At 38.3% G+C, this 17,803-nt stretch carries 13 protein-coding genes and 1 riboswitch; of the genes, 5 read left to right on the plus strand and 8 right to left on the minus strand.

Going from position 1 to position 17,803, the window contains the following annotated elements:
* Positions 1-136 precede the first annotated feature (136 nt).
* Positions 137-847: an MgtC/SapB family protein gene (locus tag GMB86_RS14565; RefSeq protein WP_329602957.1), complete on the plus strand. Its 711-nt coding sequence runs from the start codon at positions 137-139 to the stop codon at positions 845-847.
* Positions 848-966: 119 nt separating this feature from the next.
* Here the strand turns inward: GMB86_RS14565 and metH are convergent, their stop codons facing one another.
* Genes metH through GMB86_RS14580 form a run of 3 tightly spaced genes read right to left on the minus strand, consistent with a single transcriptional unit; the run spans position 967 to position 7,425 of the window.
* On the minus strand, positions 967-4,356 hold the full coding sequence (gene metH / locus GMB86_RS14570) for a methionine synthase (RefSeq protein ID WP_230459138.1): 3,390 nt from the start codon (positions 4,354-4,356) through the stop codon (positions 967-969).
* 40 nt (positions 4,357-4,396) lie between these two features.
* On the minus strand, positions 4,397-6,250 hold the full coding sequence (locus tag GMB86_RS14575) for a bifunctional homocysteine S-methyltransferase/methylenetetrahydrofolate reductase (RefSeq protein WP_155221146.1): 1,854 nt from the start codon (positions 6,248-6,250) through the stop codon (positions 4,397-4,399).
* Positions 6,251-6,297: 47 nt separating this feature from the next.
* Positions 6,298-7,425 (minus strand): methionine biosynthesis PLP-dependent protein, encoded by a 1,128-nt coding sequence (locus GMB86_RS14580; RefSeq protein WP_155221148.1) that lies wholly within the window; start codon positions 7,423-7,425, stop codon positions 6,298-6,300.
* Positions 7,426-7,533: 108 nt separating this feature from the next.
* A riboswitch (SAM riboswitch) is annotated at positions 7,534-7,643 on the minus strand.
* Between the two features lie 270 nt (positions 7,644-7,913).
* On the opposite strand from GMB86_RS14580, the gene queD reads away from it, so the two are divergent.
* From queD to queC, 3 genes are read left to right on the plus strand one after another with little or no spacing between them, the layout of a single operon-like run.
* Positions 7,914-8,384 carry a 6-carboxytetrahydropterin synthase QueD gene (gene queD, locus GMB86_RS14585; protein ID WP_408033848.1) on the plus strand — a complete coding sequence of 157 codons (471 nt, stop codon included), beginning with the start codon at positions 7,914-7,916 and terminating at the stop codon, positions 8,382-8,384.
* Entirely contained in the window at positions 8,381-9,118 is a 738-nt protein-coding gene (locus tag GMB86_RS14590; RefSeq protein ID WP_155221150.1) for a 7-carboxy-7-deazaguanine synthase QueE, read from the plus strand. The genes queD and GMB86_RS14590 overlap by 4 nt, the downstream gene beginning before the upstream one ends.
* Before the next feature lie 2 nt (positions 9,119-9,120).
* Positions 9,121-9,810, plus strand: coding sequence for a 7-cyano-7-deazaguanine synthase QueC (gene queC, locus GMB86_RS14595; RefSeq protein WP_155221152.1), 690 nt, complete (start codon positions 9,121-9,123; stop codon positions 9,808-9,810).
* 291 nt (positions 9,811-10,101) lie between these two features.
* On the opposite strand, the gene msrA is transcribed toward queC, so the two are convergent.
* From msrA to GMB86_RS14610, 3 genes are all read right to left on the minus strand, one after another.
* Positions 10,102-10,641, minus strand: a complete 540-nt coding sequence (gene msrA / locus GMB86_RS14600) for a peptide-methionine (S)-S-oxide reductase MsrA (protein WP_155221154.1) — start codon at positions 10,639-10,641, stop codon at positions 10,102-10,104.
* Positions 10,642-10,758: 117 nt separating this feature from the next.
* A complete protein-coding gene (locus GMB86_RS14605) occupies positions 10,759-11,352 on the minus strand; it encodes an LOG family protein (protein ID WP_155221156.1) in 594 nt (197 codons plus the stop codon).
* Between the two features lie 401 nt (positions 11,353-11,753).
* On the minus strand, positions 11,754-12,887 hold the full coding sequence (locus GMB86_RS14610; RefSeq protein ID WP_155221157.1) for an AbrB family transcriptional regulator: 1,134 nt from the start codon (positions 12,885-12,887) through the stop codon (positions 11,754-11,756).
* Between the two features lie 345 nt (positions 12,888-13,232).
* Here GMB86_RS14610 and GMB86_RS14615 point away from each other — a divergent pair, with 345 nt between their 5' ends.
* A complete protein-coding gene (locus GMB86_RS14615) occupies positions 13,233-14,102 on the plus strand; it encodes a LysR family transcriptional regulator (RefSeq protein ID WP_155221158.1) in 870 nt (289 codons plus the stop codon).
* Between the two features lie 180 nt (positions 14,103-14,282).
* Here GMB86_RS14615 and GMB86_RS14620 read toward each other — a convergent pair whose 3' ends face one another.
* Both GMB86_RS14620 and GMB86_RS14625 read right to left on the minus strand, forming a co-directional pair.
* The gene (locus GMB86_RS14620; protein ID WP_155221160.1) at positions 14,283-16,112 is read right to left on the minus strand and encodes an APC family permease; all 1,830 of its coding nucleotides are present in this window, start codon (positions 16,110-16,112) and stop codon (positions 14,283-14,285) included.
* A 389-nt stretch (positions 16,113-16,501) separates the two neighbouring features.
* Entirely contained in the window at positions 16,502-17,734 is a 1,233-nt protein-coding gene (locus GMB86_RS14625; RefSeq protein ID WP_155221162.1) for an MFS transporter, read from the minus strand.
* Positions 17,735-17,803: the final 69 nt, after the last annotated feature.

The following is a 17,803-nucleotide window of genomic DNA, read 5'->3' on the forward strand; positions in this document are numbered from 1 at the left end:
CCCGGTTTGATCAATCGCCTTGAATCATATAATATTTATATTATCTAAAACTTGGGTACATTTAATAATATGATTGTTGCCCTTAAATTCTTACAATCTATCATTATTTAATTAAATTTGTTAAGACCCTATTTACGTGTCAAACATCTTAGAAAAGGAGGGACTAACCCTGGAAACAACTGTTTTATTTAAACTTTGCTGTTCAGCTATTGTTGGTATCATACTCGGTTTTGAGCGAGAAATGAAACAAAAGCCTTTAGGTATAAAAACTTGTCTTGTCATCTCCATAACAAGCTGTCTCTTAACGATCGTTTCACTAGAGGCTGCGATTGAAACAAATAAAGGTACTCTCAGACCCTTTGCAGATCCCATGCGATTACCTGCACAAATCGTGAGCGGCATTGGTTTTCTAGGAGCCGGGGTCATTTTAAGACGTGGAAATGAAATTGTATCTGGTTTGACAACCGCTTCGATCGTATGGGCTGCAGCTGGTTTAGGATTATGTATTGGAGCAGGATATTACATTCCATCTCTTTTTGGAATCATCTTAATTATAATGAGCATTGATATCATTCCTTATGTTAGGAAAAAATTCGGTATAAAAAGAAAACGTCTCACTTCCCTTACTATCACAACAACGGTCTTGGGTGTCTCTGATATTGGTAAAGTTATTGACAACATTTCTAATCAAGACATTGATATTTCAAATATTGGTATTAAGCAAGTATCAGAGGGACATGAAGTCAAAATGTTATGCAAAGCCCACCAAGGGATTGAAATTGAATCCATTTATGCTGAGATACAATCAAATAATCATGTTGAGAAAGTAAAGATAGAATCCTTTTAGGAGTGCCTGTCACCCCCCGAGTTGTGTCGAAATTTGACGCACAATAACAGAGAGCCAATCATCAATGATTGGCTCTCTTTGTATGTGCTCTCATTCTGGTTATCTCATAATTGTTGCTCTCACTGCACATTAAAATAACGAGCTTCAGGATGCGTCACGACTAATGCTGTGACCGATGCCTCAGGTTCCATCATCCATCCATCGGTTAATTGAATTCCGATATCTTCTGGGCGAATTAATTTGAAGAGTTTTTCTTGATCTTCAAGGTTAGGACAAGCAGGATATCCAAAAGAGTAGCGTTGTCCTTGATATTTTGCAGTAAATCTTTCTTGCATCGTGAAGTCCGTTGGATCAGGGAATCCCCATCTATCTCTCATTAATTGGTGAACCCGCTCTGCTAAACCTTCTGCCGTTTCGAGAGCCAAAGCTTGCAGAGCATGACTTTCTAGATATTGACCCTCTTCTTTTAATTTTACAGACCTTTCTCTTATACCTTTTCCACTCGTTACGGCAAAGAAACCAATTGAGTCGATCTGACCACTATCTACAGAACATATATAATCTGCTAAGCATAGATAGGGTGCCTTCTCTTGGCGTGGAAAATGGAAACGTTCGATCACCCGATTATTATCCTTAGGATCATAGATGATAATGTCATCTCCATCTGACTGCGCTGGGAAAAATTGATACATAGCTGAAGGTTTCAATATGCCTTCATGCTTTGCCTGGTGTAATAAAGAATCTACCATATCTTTTAAATGAAGCGTTCTTTCATCTCGTTCCTCTAATAAACGCGATACTTTACCTTTAAGTCCCAAGTGATGCCCTATCAGCATTTGCATATTAATATAAGGTTCAATTTGTGCAACATTAATGTCCCTTAGAATGTGTCTTTCGAAATCGGGCGGCGTATAACGTTCAACGTCTTTCGAAACCGTTGATTTAGGTTTTTCAGCAACGGCAACACTCTGCGAAACGGGCGCTTTTTCTACAGCTTGACTAAGTTTATCAAGTTGTTCAAGTTGCCCCTTCATTAATAATTCTTTTTTGTCTTGATCCATGATCTGATTAGAAAGAGATAACCCTTCCATCGCATCTTTTGCGTAAAGGACGAGACCTTCGTATTCAGGTTTGATTTTATTTAACGTAAATTTACGCGTGAGTGCGGCCCCTCCAACTAAAATAGGGATAGAAATATTGGCTTGATGTAGATCTTGAGCCGTTAGCATCATTTGCTGAGCTGATTTAACAAGCAAACCGGAAAGACCAATAATTTGCGGGTTCTCTTTTTTAATGGCTTCAATAAGAGAAGATGGTGTGACTTTAATCCCTAAGTCAACCACTTTAAACCCGTTATTAGAGAGGATAATTTCCACTAGATTTTTACCTATGTCATGAACATCACCTTTAACCGTAGCAAGGACCACTTTGCCTTTTGAATGGTCTGTTTCATTCTTATCCATATGAGGTTCTAAAAACGACACCGAAGCTTTCATCACTTCTGCACTCTGGAGAACCTCAGCGACGATTAATTGATTATCATTGAATAGGCGTCCGACTTCAGCCATGCCATCCATCAGAGGTCCATTTATAATAGCTAAGGGAGTTGGATATTTCTCTAATGCTTCTGATAAATCTTTAACTAGTCCTTCTTTTGTTCCTTCAACAACATAATGTGCCAATCGTTCTTCTAAGCTTAACGATTCAAGCGGTTGTTTGTTTTCTTTCTTTTTCCCCCGATAAAAAGCCGTAAAATCTGCTAATGTTTGATCCGAAGTACGAAACAGAAGGTCATCAGCGAGCTTGATTTCTTCCTCACTTATCGAAGCAAAACGCTCTAGTTTTTCTGTATTTACAATGGCATAATCAAGTCCGGCTTTCGTACAATGATAAAGAAAAACGGCATTCAAAATTTCTCTTCCAAGTGGTGGCAGTCCAAATGATACATTACTTATACCAAGAATCAATTGACTCATCGGAAAGGCTTCTTTGATTTTTTTTATTCCGGTAATGGTTGCCTCTGCCGCACCAATATATTGCTTATCTCCTGTTCCTACTGGGAATACGAGTGGATCGAAGATAATATCCTGAGGATTGATTTTGTATTTATTTACAAGCAGATTCCAAGATCGTCTCGCTATCTCAAGCTTTTTATCTGCTGTAACACCCATCCCATCTTCATCAATTGTTCCAACCACGATCGCTGCACCATACTGTTTGACTAATGGAATGATTTCCTCAAAACGTTTTTCTCCATCTTCTAAGTTGATAGAATTAATGATTGCTTTTCCTTGGCAATATTTTAACGCAGCTTCTGTGACTTCTCGATCTGTTGAATCAATGACAAACGGCGCCTTCACTTTTTTTGTTACAAAGGAAAGAAACTTCTCCATATCTTCTTTTTCATCACGATCGGGGTTGGCAAGACAGACATCGATAACCTGCGCTCCGCCTTTGACTTGTGCTCTGGCTATTTCGGATGCCTCTTCATATTTTCCTTCAACGATGAGCCGTTTAAATTTTCGAGATCCTATGACATTTGTACGTTCCCCGACAAGAATTGGACGCATGGAAGGATCATCGTAAATAATCGCATCAATGCCAGAAACGGCATGCGCATGTGTTGATTCAGGTTGTCTAGGCGGATATTTCTCAATCACGTCTCTGAGGGCACGAATATGGTCTGGTGTCGTCCCGCAACAACCACCGACAATATTAACCCAGCCCTTTTCAGCAAAACCTTCAACCTTCTTTGCTAGAGATTCCGGAGATTCATGATAATGCCCTTCTTCATCAGGAAGACCAGCATTTGGGTAACAACTGACATAGGCTGTTGAAAGTGAAGCTAAGGTCCTTAAGTGATCAGTCATAAATTCTGGACCTGTTGCACAGTTTAGTCCCACTGCTATTGGATTTAGATGTTCAACAGAAATATAGAAAGATTCAATAGCTTGACCAGCAAGTGTTGTTCCCATCGGCTCTATAGTTCCCGAAACAATGATGGGGAGTTTCGTCTTTAGTGCTTCAAAAGCTTCAGAAATACCTTGATAAGCCGCTTTGATATTTAACATATCTTGGCAAGTTTCTAAGAGTAGTACATCTACTCCGCCTTTAATTAAGGCCTGAGCTTGTTCTTTGTATGCCGCTTGCATGGCATCAAAAGTGGTTCCACCTGTAACTGACAAGGTTTTGGTGGTAGGTCCCATCGCCCCTGCTACGAATCTAGGATGATCGGGAGTCGAAAAATCCTCCACGGCAGCTTTTGCTATTGCCACGGCAGCCATGTTAATTTCTTCAACCTTTGAACCGAGATCATAGTCATCTAAGACAATTCTCGCCCCTCCAAATGTATTGGTTTCTATTATATCTGCTCCAGCTTCAAGATACCCGCGATGAATACGGTCAATAACCTCCGGTGCTGTTAGATTTAAATACTCATTACATCCTTCATATTGCTCTCCACCAAAATCATCGGCTGATAGATTAGCCGCTTGGATCATGGTTCCCATCGCACCATCTAAGATGAGTATTCTTTTGTCTAGTTGTTCTTTAAGCGAATGTGTTGGCACGTGAGACTCCTCCTTGATGACTTTCCTTAGTACGTACATATTTAGTTAATTCAACGGTCATATCATAACGCATCATGGGCGTTATGAGGTAAGTTCCTTTAAAATGCTCCATGGCAACATCAATAAGTTCTTTAGCAATTTGAACACCTTCTATGGCAGATTGTTCTTTATTTCCAGCTACCTTTGCCATGATTTCTCTAGCCTGATCGGTCAACTGAATACCTGGCACCTCATTATGCAAGAATTCCGCATTTCGGGAAGAAGTGAGCGGCATAAGTCCTACAAAAATAGGTGCTTTAATGTGTTGGGTCGCTTCACTAAGTTCTACAATACGGTTTGGATCAAATATAGGCTGAGTGATAAAATAATCCGCTCCACTCGCTATCTTTCTCTCCATTCTCGCGACAGCACGGTCAAGATTTCGAACATTTGGATTAAAAGCAGCCGCAACCCGGAAAGACGTCCTTCCTTTCAGACTTTTTCCAGAAAAAGAGACTCCTTCATTAAATTGCTTAATTAATTCAATGAGTTGAATCGATGAGACATCGTATACAGAGGTTGCACCAGGAAAATCACCAATTTTTGTTGGATCGCCTGTCACAGCTAGTATATCATGCAGACCAAGAATATGAAGTCCCATGAGATGGGACTGCAATCCAATGAGATTACGGTCACGACACGTCAAATGAACCAAAGTTGGTACGTCATATTCATTTTGGAGCTTCGTGGCGATGGCCGCATTACTGATTCTCGGTGAAGCAAGTGAGTTGTCAGCTAATGTGACCGCATCAGCTCCTGCTTCTTTTAGTGCTCGTGATCCATCAAAGAATACTTTAGTGTCTAAGTGTCTTGGTGCATCAAACTCAACAATAAGAGATCGGCCATTTTTTATTTTAGAGAACAGAGTTGTGTCCGATGGTGACTTTTCAAGCTCAATCGTTTCAACTTTCACTTTAACTTTCTTCTCTTGGATGGGTTCTAATGACTGAACTCCTTCTTTAAATGCTCTAATTTGTTCGGGTGTCGTTCCACAACAACCACCGAGTAATCTAACCCCTTCATTGCGAAAATCAACAGCATATTTCTTAAAATAGTCGGGTTCTGTTTGATAGACGAGTTTCCCATCCTCATAATCTGGAAGACTAGCATTTGGATAGGCTGATAAGTAGGCATTCTTTGGCAAGGCTACATTTTCTAGTGCCTGGATCATATGATAAGGTCCTAGTCTACAATTCGTTCCGACAACATTTGCCCCATGGTCCGCAAGATGATGGAGTGCCTCATTTAGAGACATGCCATTTTGCAATGTACCCGGCTCATGCATGGTGACATGTGAAATAATCGGAAGGTCCGTTTCTCTTCTCGCAATATCAAGAACCGTTTTCAGTTCTTCAAAATCATAATACGTTTCAAGCAGAAGACCATCGACCCCTGCTAATAAAAGACAATACAATTGTTCTCGAAAACTTCTTTTAATATCTTCTAAGGTTAAGGTTTGTTTTTTGAATCCTCTTACTCCGCCAATTGTTCCGATAACAAAAGCTTTATCCTTCGCTGCATCTCTTGCAATTTTCACTGCTTGTGTGTTTATTTTTCTTACGTCGTCCTCTAAACCATATCTTGAAAGCTTGATATAATTCGCTCCATAGGTGTTGGTTTGAATCAGATCCGATCCAGATTGTATATAAGCTTCGTGAACATGTTTGACATCCTCGCTATGCGTCAGATTCAATTCTTCAAAACAACGATCTATCCCAAATGAATAGAGGAATGTCCCCATTGCACCGTCACCAATTAAAATTCTTTCTTTTAATGCTCCTAATAAATTAGACATTTTCTCTCTCCTATCCACCAACTTCTCTTTATCTCTTCTTTATATTTTTAATCGTGAACAAAAACATCTTTATTTATGGTTTTAAACGCTTGTTCAAGATCATTGACCAAATCGTCTTCGTGTTCAATTCCAACAGATAAACGTAATAAACAATTGGACAAACCATATCTTTCTCGTAGTTCTTGTGGAATGTCCGCATGTGTTTGGGTCGCAGGATACGTTATAAGGCTCTCAACGCCTCCGAGACTTTCAGCAAAAGTAATTAATTTCAAAGCTTGGAGAAATGGTGTCACAAGAGACTCTTTTTCAAGTTCAAAACTAAGCATGCCACCTTTCCCTGGGTAAAAAACGTTTTTTACTTGTGGATGGTCTGAAAGATAACTAAAAATACATTTCGCATTTGCTTCATGCTGTCTCATCCGTAGAGGAAGTGTCTTCATCCCTCGTATAAGTAACCATGAGTCAAACGGAGATAAAACAACCCCACTTGCGTTATGATATAAATCCAACTTTTCTGATATCTCTTCTCCTTTTGATACTACAAGCCCAGCTAAAAGGTCATTATGTCCACCCAAATATTTAGTCGCGCTATGAATAACAATGTCTGCTCCTTGATCAATCGGTTTTTGAAGAAAAGGCGTGTAGAACGTATTATCAACAATAACAAGTAAGTGATATTTTTTAGCTAATGCCGAAACTTTTTCAATATCCGTCTCTTTCATCAAAGGATTTGTGGGTGTTTCAATAAAAATGGCTTTTGTTGAAGAACGAATGAGAGATTCAAGATCATCGAGTTCTTCTCCGTCCCAATAATCAAATGAAACAGAATATTTGTCGGACAGAAATTCAAAAATACGGTATGTACCACCGTAGAGATCTCTTGATGAGATGATATGGTCACCTGAAGAAAAGAGGGATAAAACTAATTGAATGGCACTCATTCCGGATGAACAGGCAAACCCCCTATCCCCATGTTCTATATCTGCAATAGCTCTCTCAAGAACTGAGCGAGTGGGATTTCCGGTACGTATATAATCATAACCAGAGCCTTTTCCGTGACCAAGCTCCGTGTGACGATAAGCGGAAGAGAAATATATTGGCGTATTAACAGCTCCTAATACATCAAAACGATTTCCAATTTGCGCAAATTTAGTTTCTGACTTAAATGATGACATGTTATCATTCCTTCTGTTTTTTATCTTTTTTTGGGTGAGGTATGGCTATTATCTTTAAGCCACATAAAAAGCCTTCTTCATAAGAAGAAGGCCTTAATTTCAGGTTTCCTCTTATCCCCCAAGTCGTTTGTGAACTTGCTGGAGTTAGCACCTTACCAATCATCATGGCGGTTGCTGAGGTGTCATAGGGCCAGTCCCTCAACCTCTCTCGATAAGAAATTTCGATTTCGATTCTGTTGTTTACTAACATTACAATAATTCAGGCTATTTTTCAAGGGGTAAAGAAAAAATATTTGAAATATAGTATTAAATTAATACGTATTTCGTATATTTTCTAATTTTGTTATAATAAACTTATAGAAAAAGAGGGTTCGAAATTCCCGCCCCTCTAAAAACAAAACTAGGGAGCGTCTAGCATTTAAATGATAAGCCGCAATTATGTGCGAGCTTTCTTTTTCATGGACTCTCCTATTCTCTAGGAGAGTTTTTTGCGCTCTCATTTAGGAGGCTATCTCTTGTCATCAAGTAAAAACAACGTAACATCACTCAGATACCATCAAAAGCGTGTTGCTGTGACAAAAACATTCACCTTCGATGCCGCCCATAAACTTGAGATGTATGAAGGAAAATGTAAAAATCTTCATGGTCATACGTATCAGTTACATATTACCATCAGTGGTTTTCTGAATGAGATTGGTATGGCTGTCGACTTTGGTGAGATTAAAGATATTTTTCAATCCGTTATTAAATCTCGTCTTGACCACAAATATTTAAATGACGTTCTGCCATCGATGAATACCACGGCTGAAAATATGATCGTTTGGATTTGGGAGCAAATAGAGGAAGAAATGGTGAAACGAGGTCTCACAGAAGCGGGCCATCGACTGGAAACACTCACTTTATTTGAAACGCCAACAAGTTCAGCTACATTACATCGAGAATGGATGATCGACGAATGAAGACGATCCAAGCTTTTAACCTACCTAGCCGCGAGGTCTATGGAAATTGGAAACTGCCAATGGTGGAAATCTTTGAAACGATTGAAGGAGAAGGTATGGGACAGGGGTTCCCTACTGTTTTTGTTCGTAGCTTTCATTGTAACTTGCGTTGTAAGTGGTGTGATACAACTTATAGTTTTGCTCCAGCCAAGCCAGTCTTTGAAGCCACGATTGATGAAATTATCGAAAAAATTTCTGCCTTCTCAAGTAAACGAATCTGTTTTACGGGTGGTGAACCCCTGATTCACAGAGAAAAGTCTGCAGCTTTAATCAAAGCCATGGCAGAGCTCGATCATATTGTGGATATCCATATTGAAACAAACGGGGCGATTGACCTTACTCCTTTTTCTCGATTGAGAGAGAGCGACCCCTATTTAATGAAGAAAATGCGATTCATCATGGATTATAAATTAGCCGCTTCCGGCGAAACACACAAAATGATCGCAAACAATTTTGATCTATTAAAATCAAAAGATGAAATCAAATTTGTCATTGGTACGGAAGAAGATTTTGAACAAACCAAGCAAGTTCTTAAACGCAACCATAAAGAAGGTCAAGTCCTCCTTAGTCCTGTCTGGGAGACAATGAAACCTCGTCATCTTGTTGAATTGGTCCTGAACGAGCCATTACCAAATGCCAAAATTAGTATGCAACTACACAAAGTGATTTGGGATCCAAATCAGAGAGGAGTATAACAATGAAAAAAGCAGTGATTGTTTTGAGCGGAGGATTAGATAGTACGACCTGTATGGGAATAGCCAAAAATGAAGGCTATGATCTATATCCAATCACATTTAGTTATGGTCAGCGTCATGATCGGGAAGTCGAACAAGCTAAAAAAGTGGCTGATTATTTTAATGTTAAACATCATCAAATTGTTGACATCAATTTTTTTAAGCAAATTGGCGGTAGTGCCTTAACAGACTCCAATATCGATGTACCAAGTGATGGAGTGGAAGACGGTATTCCAGCAACTTATGTACCCGCACGAAACATGATTTTCCTCTCTCTTGCTTCAGCTTATGCCGAAGTTACCGGAGCCGAAGCTATTTTTATAGGGGTCTCATCCGTTGATTATAGTGGCTATCCTGACTGTCGGCCTGAGTTTATTGAAAGCATGAATAAGACCATTAATTTAGCCACTAAAACAGGGGTTACTGAACAGGCTCTAACGATCAAGGCCCCCCTCATGCATCTTACTAAAAGTGAAACCGTCGAACTTGGAACAAAACTCGAGGTTCCTTATCATTTAACAACCTCTTGTTATAACGGCGAAGAAGAGGCTTGTGGGACCTGCGATAGTTGTAGACTCCGTATAAAAGGGTTCAAAGAAGCGGGACTCGTTGATCCTATTCCTTATCAAACTGAAATTGATTGGAAAGCTTAAAACTAAAATGGGGCAGGAATCTATTGTTTAGACTCCTGCCCCATTTTATTTTATCGTTATTCTACAACGACCAGTTTCCCTATCATTTGATTTGATTCAACTTTTTCATGAGCCGTGCGCAGCGTTATCACCAATCACTCTAAAATGCGTGATTGGGGTCAGACATATGCGAAAGAAATCAAAAACAAAAAGCAAACGGGAACGTTAGATTGATAGATAGACGATATTCAAAAAGAACTCCGAAATTTTCCTCGGAGTTCTTTTCTTTGATCTATTTTAGTAAAGTCTCTCTCATTTTACATTTACGCTATGTTCTCTAATAAATTGTGCCCTGCCTGACTCTTCAAAGTCTTTGGCATGATGTTCAGGATTCTTTTTATAAAAATCTTGGTGATAGTCTTCGGCAGGATAAAAAGGTTTTGCTGGTAAAATTTTTGTTGCTATCGGTTTTTTCCAAACGCCACTGTCTTCAATCGCTTTTTTTGAGGCTTCAGCTAGTTGCCTTTGTTCTTCATTGTGATAGAATATGGCCGTTAGATAATTTGAACCACGGTCATCAAATTGTCCACCATCATCCGTTGGATCGATCATTGGCCAATAGTAGTCAAGTAAGGTTTTGTATGACATGAGAGATGGATCATAGGTAATTTGAACAACCTCCATATGACCTGTCGTTCCTGTTTTTACTTGCTCATATGTAGGATTAACGATTGTTCCCCCTGAGTAACCCGAGATCACACTTTTAACGCCAGGTAATGTATCAAATGGTTTCACCATACACCAGAAACATCCTCCAGCGAATGTGGCTAATTGATAATTTGTTTCCGACATATTATTCCCTCCCTATGCTGCATAAAAGTTCTTTTTCTTTTGAACCAACCGAGAACACTCGTACCTTTAGTCATGAGATGTATCGGCTTCGGTTCATAAAGGACCCTTTTTGTTCATTCATTTTACACTTAAATCATCAAGCTGTCTCCATTTATTCCCCATGATAGGCGGTTCATATTTTTCCATTTTTGTAATCAATTCTTTTGGATCACTTGACGAGATCATTAATTGACGATTCGATGGATTAGAAAATTCATGCTTAATGCTATGATCAATTAATTGAATGAGTGGATCATAGAATCCTTCAAAATTGCAAAGTCCGATTGGTTTTTTATGAATACCGATCTGAGCCCAACAAAGCTGTTCAAATACTTCTTCAAAGGTGCCAATGCCTCCCGGTAAGGCGATAAAACCATCTGCAAGTTCACTCATTTTTGCTTTACGATCATGCATACTATGAGCCTCAACTAACTCTGTTAAATTTTGATGGACCACTTCACCTCTAAATAATCCTTTTGGCATGACACCAATGGCTTCTCCTCCATGAGACAACACAGAATTAGCTACTTCTCCCATGAGCCCTAAGCGGGACCCTCCATAGACTAAGCGACATCCATGCTCAACGATCGCTTCACCTAATTTTATGGCCCCTTGTTTGTATTCCTTATTGGTACCTAAATTAGATCCAGCAAAAACACAAATCGTTTTCATGAGTATCTCTCCTCCCTTTATCCTTATTATTTCAAGTAAACCATTACCTGTATGTTAATAGTCATGAAACTAATATTTTTTAATTGTCCTTTCATGTTACTATAGATAGGAATCTTTTTGTATGTCTAGCTATTATTTGTTACATATTTTCTCTTTTTTATACTTAACTAAAGAAACATAACGGGGATCGGAGTGATCATTTTGGAGGTAACCGAAACATAAAGCATCCATCACTTCACTGAATATGGATGCTTTAATTTTAGTTACTCATCTTCCAACAATGGAACCGTGAAATACTTTTTCTTATGAATTTTTCATCTTCAAAGCATTGACTGTAATATTAACCTTTAAACGTACTATTACTTTTGGAATATCTCATTCATCCACCTAAAGGACCTAGATTAATTAACGTGTATCCTCGTCTCCCTCTTCACATGAGACTTTCCGATAAAGTTAATGAGAGGGGGCATAATAATAAAGATCGTCATCATTCGAATGACTTGAACACCGACAACAAAAGCAGAATCGGCGTGCAGTACAACGGCTGTTGTGGCCATTTCAGCGACCCCACCAGGTGCAAAAGCTAAAATAGAGGTCAAGAAAGTGATGCTAGTTAAAAGAGAAACGATCCACGCACATAATAACATCGCCAAAATAAGCCCAACCGAACCAATAAGCCCGAAAATAAGGACACGTGTGATTCCTTGAAACATCCTCTTATTAATTTTAGAGCCAATACTAGATCCAATAAAAATTTGTGACAAAATGATAAGCCAATGCGGCCAAACAATAGCAAGATCGTGATGCATCAGTGAACTGCCAGTCACTTGTATCAATGCCGCTCCGATCATACTCCCTAGTATCGCTGGAGCAGGTAAATGGAAGTGTCTACCGAGAGTGACACATAAATAAGAAACGATAACCAGGATTGCAGTCCATATGAATGCCTCAAGATTGATAACAGTCATCTGCGTTGTTTGTACTCCCGCACTGCTACCTAACCCGACAGGTAACAATGAAACAAGGACAGGGATGGTACTAACAACTAAGATGACACGCATACTTTGAATGACACTGACAATCGCAGGGTTGGCGCCTACCTCACTAGCTATACTAGACATGGCCGACAATCCGCCAGGCGTCGTTCCAAACAGACCTGTCAATAAATCGGTTTTTGCAAATTTCCATAGAACAAATCCAGAAAGTAAGGAGAGAATAATGGAAAGAATAAGAACTAGGAAAACAATAAACCAATTGTGTTTAAACGTTTGAAGAACCGTAAGATTTAGTTGATGCCCTAACTGAATACCCAATATACATTGACCTATCAGAAGCCAACGTCCGCTCAAGAGAGACTGTTGGTTGTGATTTAATTTTCTTAGCCATTGCGGGTTCAAAAAGGACAATAAGGCAGACAATAACAAAGTACCTACCATCCAACCAATAGAAAGACCTGTCAAAGCTAAAATTAAACCACCAAAACTACAAATCAGCATAAAAATCAGATTATGAAAAAGTTGGGTTAAATTCGTCATATTTACCTTCTTTCCTCTACACCTTCTATAAACCATCATAAAACATCATCAGGTATAGGTAAAATATTAATTGTACATTGTTATTTATAGAAAAATTGAATAACTGGCGTCCAATTGATAAAAATAAACTATCCATTACAAAACAATAAATTGATAAAACCTTTATATATCGCCTTTTCGTTACAAATTTTAAAATCAAATTAGTGAGTAGAATTTTACAAATATAGTAAGTAAATAGAGATAAAACGAGGGAAACTCTAAAATAAAGAAAGAACTTATAGTATACTGTGTTTTAGAATAACTTTGCATACATATGTCGTATTGCACTACTTTGGAGGTAAATGTATGGACGATCGAGATTGGTTGATTCTTCAACTCCTGTATAAAAAGAAAAATATTACAAAAACGGCTCAGAGCTTATATATTTCCCAGCCCTCATTAACACATCGGCTACAACAAATTGAAAAAGAGCTCGGGGTCGTGTTGGTAAATCGGGGACGACGAGGTGTTCAATTTACCCCTCAAGGTGAGTATGTTGCCAAACACGCCAACCAAATTTTATTAGATATCCAAAAAATTAAAGAAAACGTATCCAATATGGAGAAAGATGTTGTAGGAACTCTACGACTTGGCGTTTCTGATTCCTTTACACACTACAAATTACCGCAATTGTTAAAAGCGTTTAAAGAAGATTATCCCAAGGTTGAATTCAAAGTGACAACCGACTGGAGCAAAGAGATTGTTCAACTTGCCTATAATCAAGACATACACATTGGTATCGTACGTGGCGATTATTCTTGGCAAGGGGAAAAACATCTATTGTTCTCAGAAACGCTTTGTATCGTATCAAAAGAGAAAATTAATATTAAAGACCTCCCAAACTTGCCACGGATTGATTACCGCACCGATTATTTATTACGTGCCATGATCGATAATTGGTGGACGGATAACTTTGCTGTTGCTCCCCGTGTTAACATTGAAGTAGACCGTGCGGATACATGTAAAGGAATGGTACTCAACGGCCTTGGGTATGCCATTGTGCCAAGCATGATTGTAGAAAATGTGGATAACATCCATAAAATTGACTTGATCGATAAAAAAGGGAATCCCATTTTGAGACCTACTTGGATGATCTATTATAAGGACACTCTCGATATGTCCATTGTTCATGCCTTTGCAGACTTTGTCCTTGAGACCCATCATGTAGAAAAGTAGAAAGTCTAGACTTAAAAGGCGAAAAAGACTTAGATTTGATATGCACCCCGAAAGTTAGACCTAAAAATCTAATTTTTGGGATTCAGTACAATTTTATTGTTTTTTTCACTTTTTTAATTTATATAGCTTGAAAAAAATAAGCAGTGAATCTTAATTAAGATCCACTGCTTATTGACTATCTTACCGTTTAAATTTATATGGAACGGTTGCTAAAACAATGTTTGCATGACGTACAAGTACTGCTCTGATCATCACACCAGATTGGTTGTGGAGTAATCGTTGCCACCATTTTTTTGTATAGAATTGCGGGATAACCACTGTCACAGTTGCTCCATTTTTATCGGCTTTCCATTTCACAGTATCAATAAATTTACTTAGTGGAGTCACAATACTTCGATATAAGGAATGTAAGGTGACTAGGCGAACTCCAGGATCCCATTCTTTCCATTCCCGCTCCATCTTCTCAATCTGTTCTTGGCTTTGTCCAACATACACCGCAATGACATTATCTGAAAGTGATTTGGCGTAAACAAGAGATTGTTCAACCACTTTTGTAATACCCGCAATCGGAACAACAATGACATTATCTGTCGCCTTAATATCTCGAATTTTCTGAGCAAAGTCAATTCGAAGTTGATCAGCCACTGCAAGGTAATGCTGATGAATCTTATGAAAAATAAAGACAACGATTGGAATAAAAACTAAGGTAATCCAGACACTTTGGAATTTCGTAATGTAAAATATAATTAAAATAAGATAACAAATAAAGGCACCGATCAGGTTCGTGATTAATTTATTCACCCAACCCTTTGGTTTCTCCCTTAACCATTTAACAATCATCCCTGTTTGAGAAAGTGAAAATGGAATAAAAACACCAACGGCGTAGATCGGAATCAAACGATCTGTTTGCCCTCTAAAAATCACAATTAATATAATTGAAAAAATACCTAATGTGATAATTCCATTAGAGTAGCCTAAACGATCTCCTCTAACCGTAAATGGACGAGGCATGTATTTATCTTTTGCCAAATTAAAGGCTAACTGTGGAAAGGCTGAGTAACCTGTATTAGCAGCTAAAATTAAAATTAGCGCCGTTACGGCTTGAATAATGTAATAAAAGACATTCCGACCAAAGACGCTTTCTGCAAGTTGAGATAACATTGTTTGATCTGCCATAGGGACTAACCCATACCAATAAACCAGGAGAACACTTCCAATAAACAGACAACCTAAAATACACCCCATCATAATGAGGGTACGTGCTGCATTTCTTGGTGCTGGGTCTTTGAAATTAGGAATAGCATTTGAAATGGCTTCAACACCTGTTAGTGCCGAACAGCCGGATGAAAAAGCTTTTAACAATAAAAATAATCCTACCCCAGCAACGGGTTGTCCGAATGTATGGTTTACTTCTGGGGTTACTTGACCTGTTAATACTCTAAACATTCCTACTAAAATTAATCCTACAATAGCAATGATAAATAAATAGACAGGATAAGCTAAAAATGTGGCTGATTCGGTCAGCCCTCTTAAGTTAAGAACAGTAATAATAATAACGATAACAACAGCAATCGATACAGACCATGGATGAAAAGCAGGAAAGGCTGAAGTAATGGCATCTGTCCCTGCTGATACACTAACTGCGACAGTTAATATATAATCGATTAGCAAGGAGCCACCAGCGATCAATCCAAAATTCATTCCTAGGTTCTCTTTCGCTACCATATACGCCCCGCCGCCATGTGGATATGAATAGATGATTTGGCGATAGGACAAGATTAAAGCCACTAATAAAATAAGAACGCCTAAAGCAATCGGCAGTGAATACCATAGTGCCGCTGCCCCTATTGCCATTAAAACAACTAAAATTTGCTCAGGTCCATACGCAATAGATGATAAAGCATCCGATGATAAAATCGCTAATGCTTTTAATTTGTTCAATTTCTGGCCTTGAAGTTCGTTGGACTTAAGTGGTCTTCCGATAAGAAGACGTTTTAATTTTTTAACCATTTAAAATCAAACACACCTTCATAAAATCATTTTAAGTATAAATTCGTGCGTATGTTATTTATACACCATTTTAGTATAACCGACAATAGATTAATACATGTGTTAATAAAATCTACATACCCCTATAAACAAGACCAAAACACGTATAATCATGAACCACACATAAAGTAATATAACAATTTGTGGGTTGAATATGAAGCTTATCATTTGGTGACTTTTTGAACAACCTCTTATAGATGCAGTTGAAGGAGGTTTAAATTGTTACATTGCAGTATTTTTTTAATCAAACGTTTGTTTAAATAGCAAAGATCCTAGTTATAACTCATTTTGCTCCCTTTAGAAACGGTAAAAATGACGGCACTAGGCCGTCTTTCTTATTATTGTACTATTTATTTAATATTTATTAATAAAGATCGTTTTTTCTCCTCTTTTTTCGTTAATACAATAATGAATTGGATAGCCACAAGAATGATCCCTACAATGATTAAGGCGTACAGTGCCGAATGGGTACTCCCTGTCACATCTAATATCGAACCGATTATAAAAGGACCAAATGATGCAATAATATACCCACCAGACTGGGTCATCGCAGCCCAACTATTTGCCTCATCAGGATCATCAACTTCATCAATCGGTAAAAATAAAGCTAACGAAAATAAGCCACCTACACCCAGACCCATAAGGACTGCAGCAATAACAGGACTCATGGATGTGAAGGCTAGGATGAGTAATCCCGCAATTTCCATGAATGATCCGAGTAGTAACCAAAATAAGCGACTAAATAATTTCTTTATCAATATAGGCATAAACAAGGAGGCTGGAATTTGTACGAGATTAAATAACGTTAAGGTAGACGCAGCGTAGTTTTTACTGTATCCCATATCAACTAAAATGGGAGCGATCCATGCCATTAACGTATAAAAAATAGTCGATGCGACTCCGAAAAACAAAGTGAAAATCCAGGCTCTTTTACTTTTTAATGGGAGTCCTTTTGATGATTTATCCATATGGTGTTCTTCTCTTAACGGCTTTTTTTCATGTCTTGCTATAACAAACCACCAAATGGGTAACACAATAAGAGCAAGTATGGTCCATGATGCCAGCGCCATTCGCCATGAACCATGGGCTGCTGCTTGTATCGAAGGCGTAAACCCTGAACTTATGGCCGCTCCCATCGCCATCATAACACTGTATAGTCCGATCATGACAGATGTATGTTTTGGAAAATGTTGCTTAACAAAACCTGACAATAAAGGGCCAGATAAACCAATACCTATACCTACAAGTAATGCCATTAACAACAAAAAGGCTGATGACATGGTTACGAGTCTTAATAAGGTAGAAAGACCAATAAGAAATAAGGATAACCATATAGCTCTTGCATTTCCAAATAGTTGTCTCGCTTTCACGGCAAAGGGGGAAAAGGCACCCATGCAAAATACAGGAATGGATGTCAGTAAACTAGACAAGCTACTACTCATTCCAAGCGTGTGATTAATTGATTTTAATATCGGACCTACGGAGACTATTGAAGGTCGTAAGTTTAAACACGCCATAATAAACGTTACTATAATGAAAGATGATTTTGCTCTTGATGCCACGTCTGCACTTCCTTTAATCATGGTTTGACTATATTTCTATATACTGGTCTATTTTTTCATAATCAATTAAAAAAAGCGACCATCATGGTT

It is taken from the genome of Terrilactibacillus tamarindi (assembly GCF_009718825.1).
In the GTDB taxonomy this organism is placed as follows: domain Bacteria; phylum Bacillota; class Bacilli; order Bacillales; family Sporolactobacillaceae; genus Terrilactibacillus; species Terrilactibacillus tamarindi.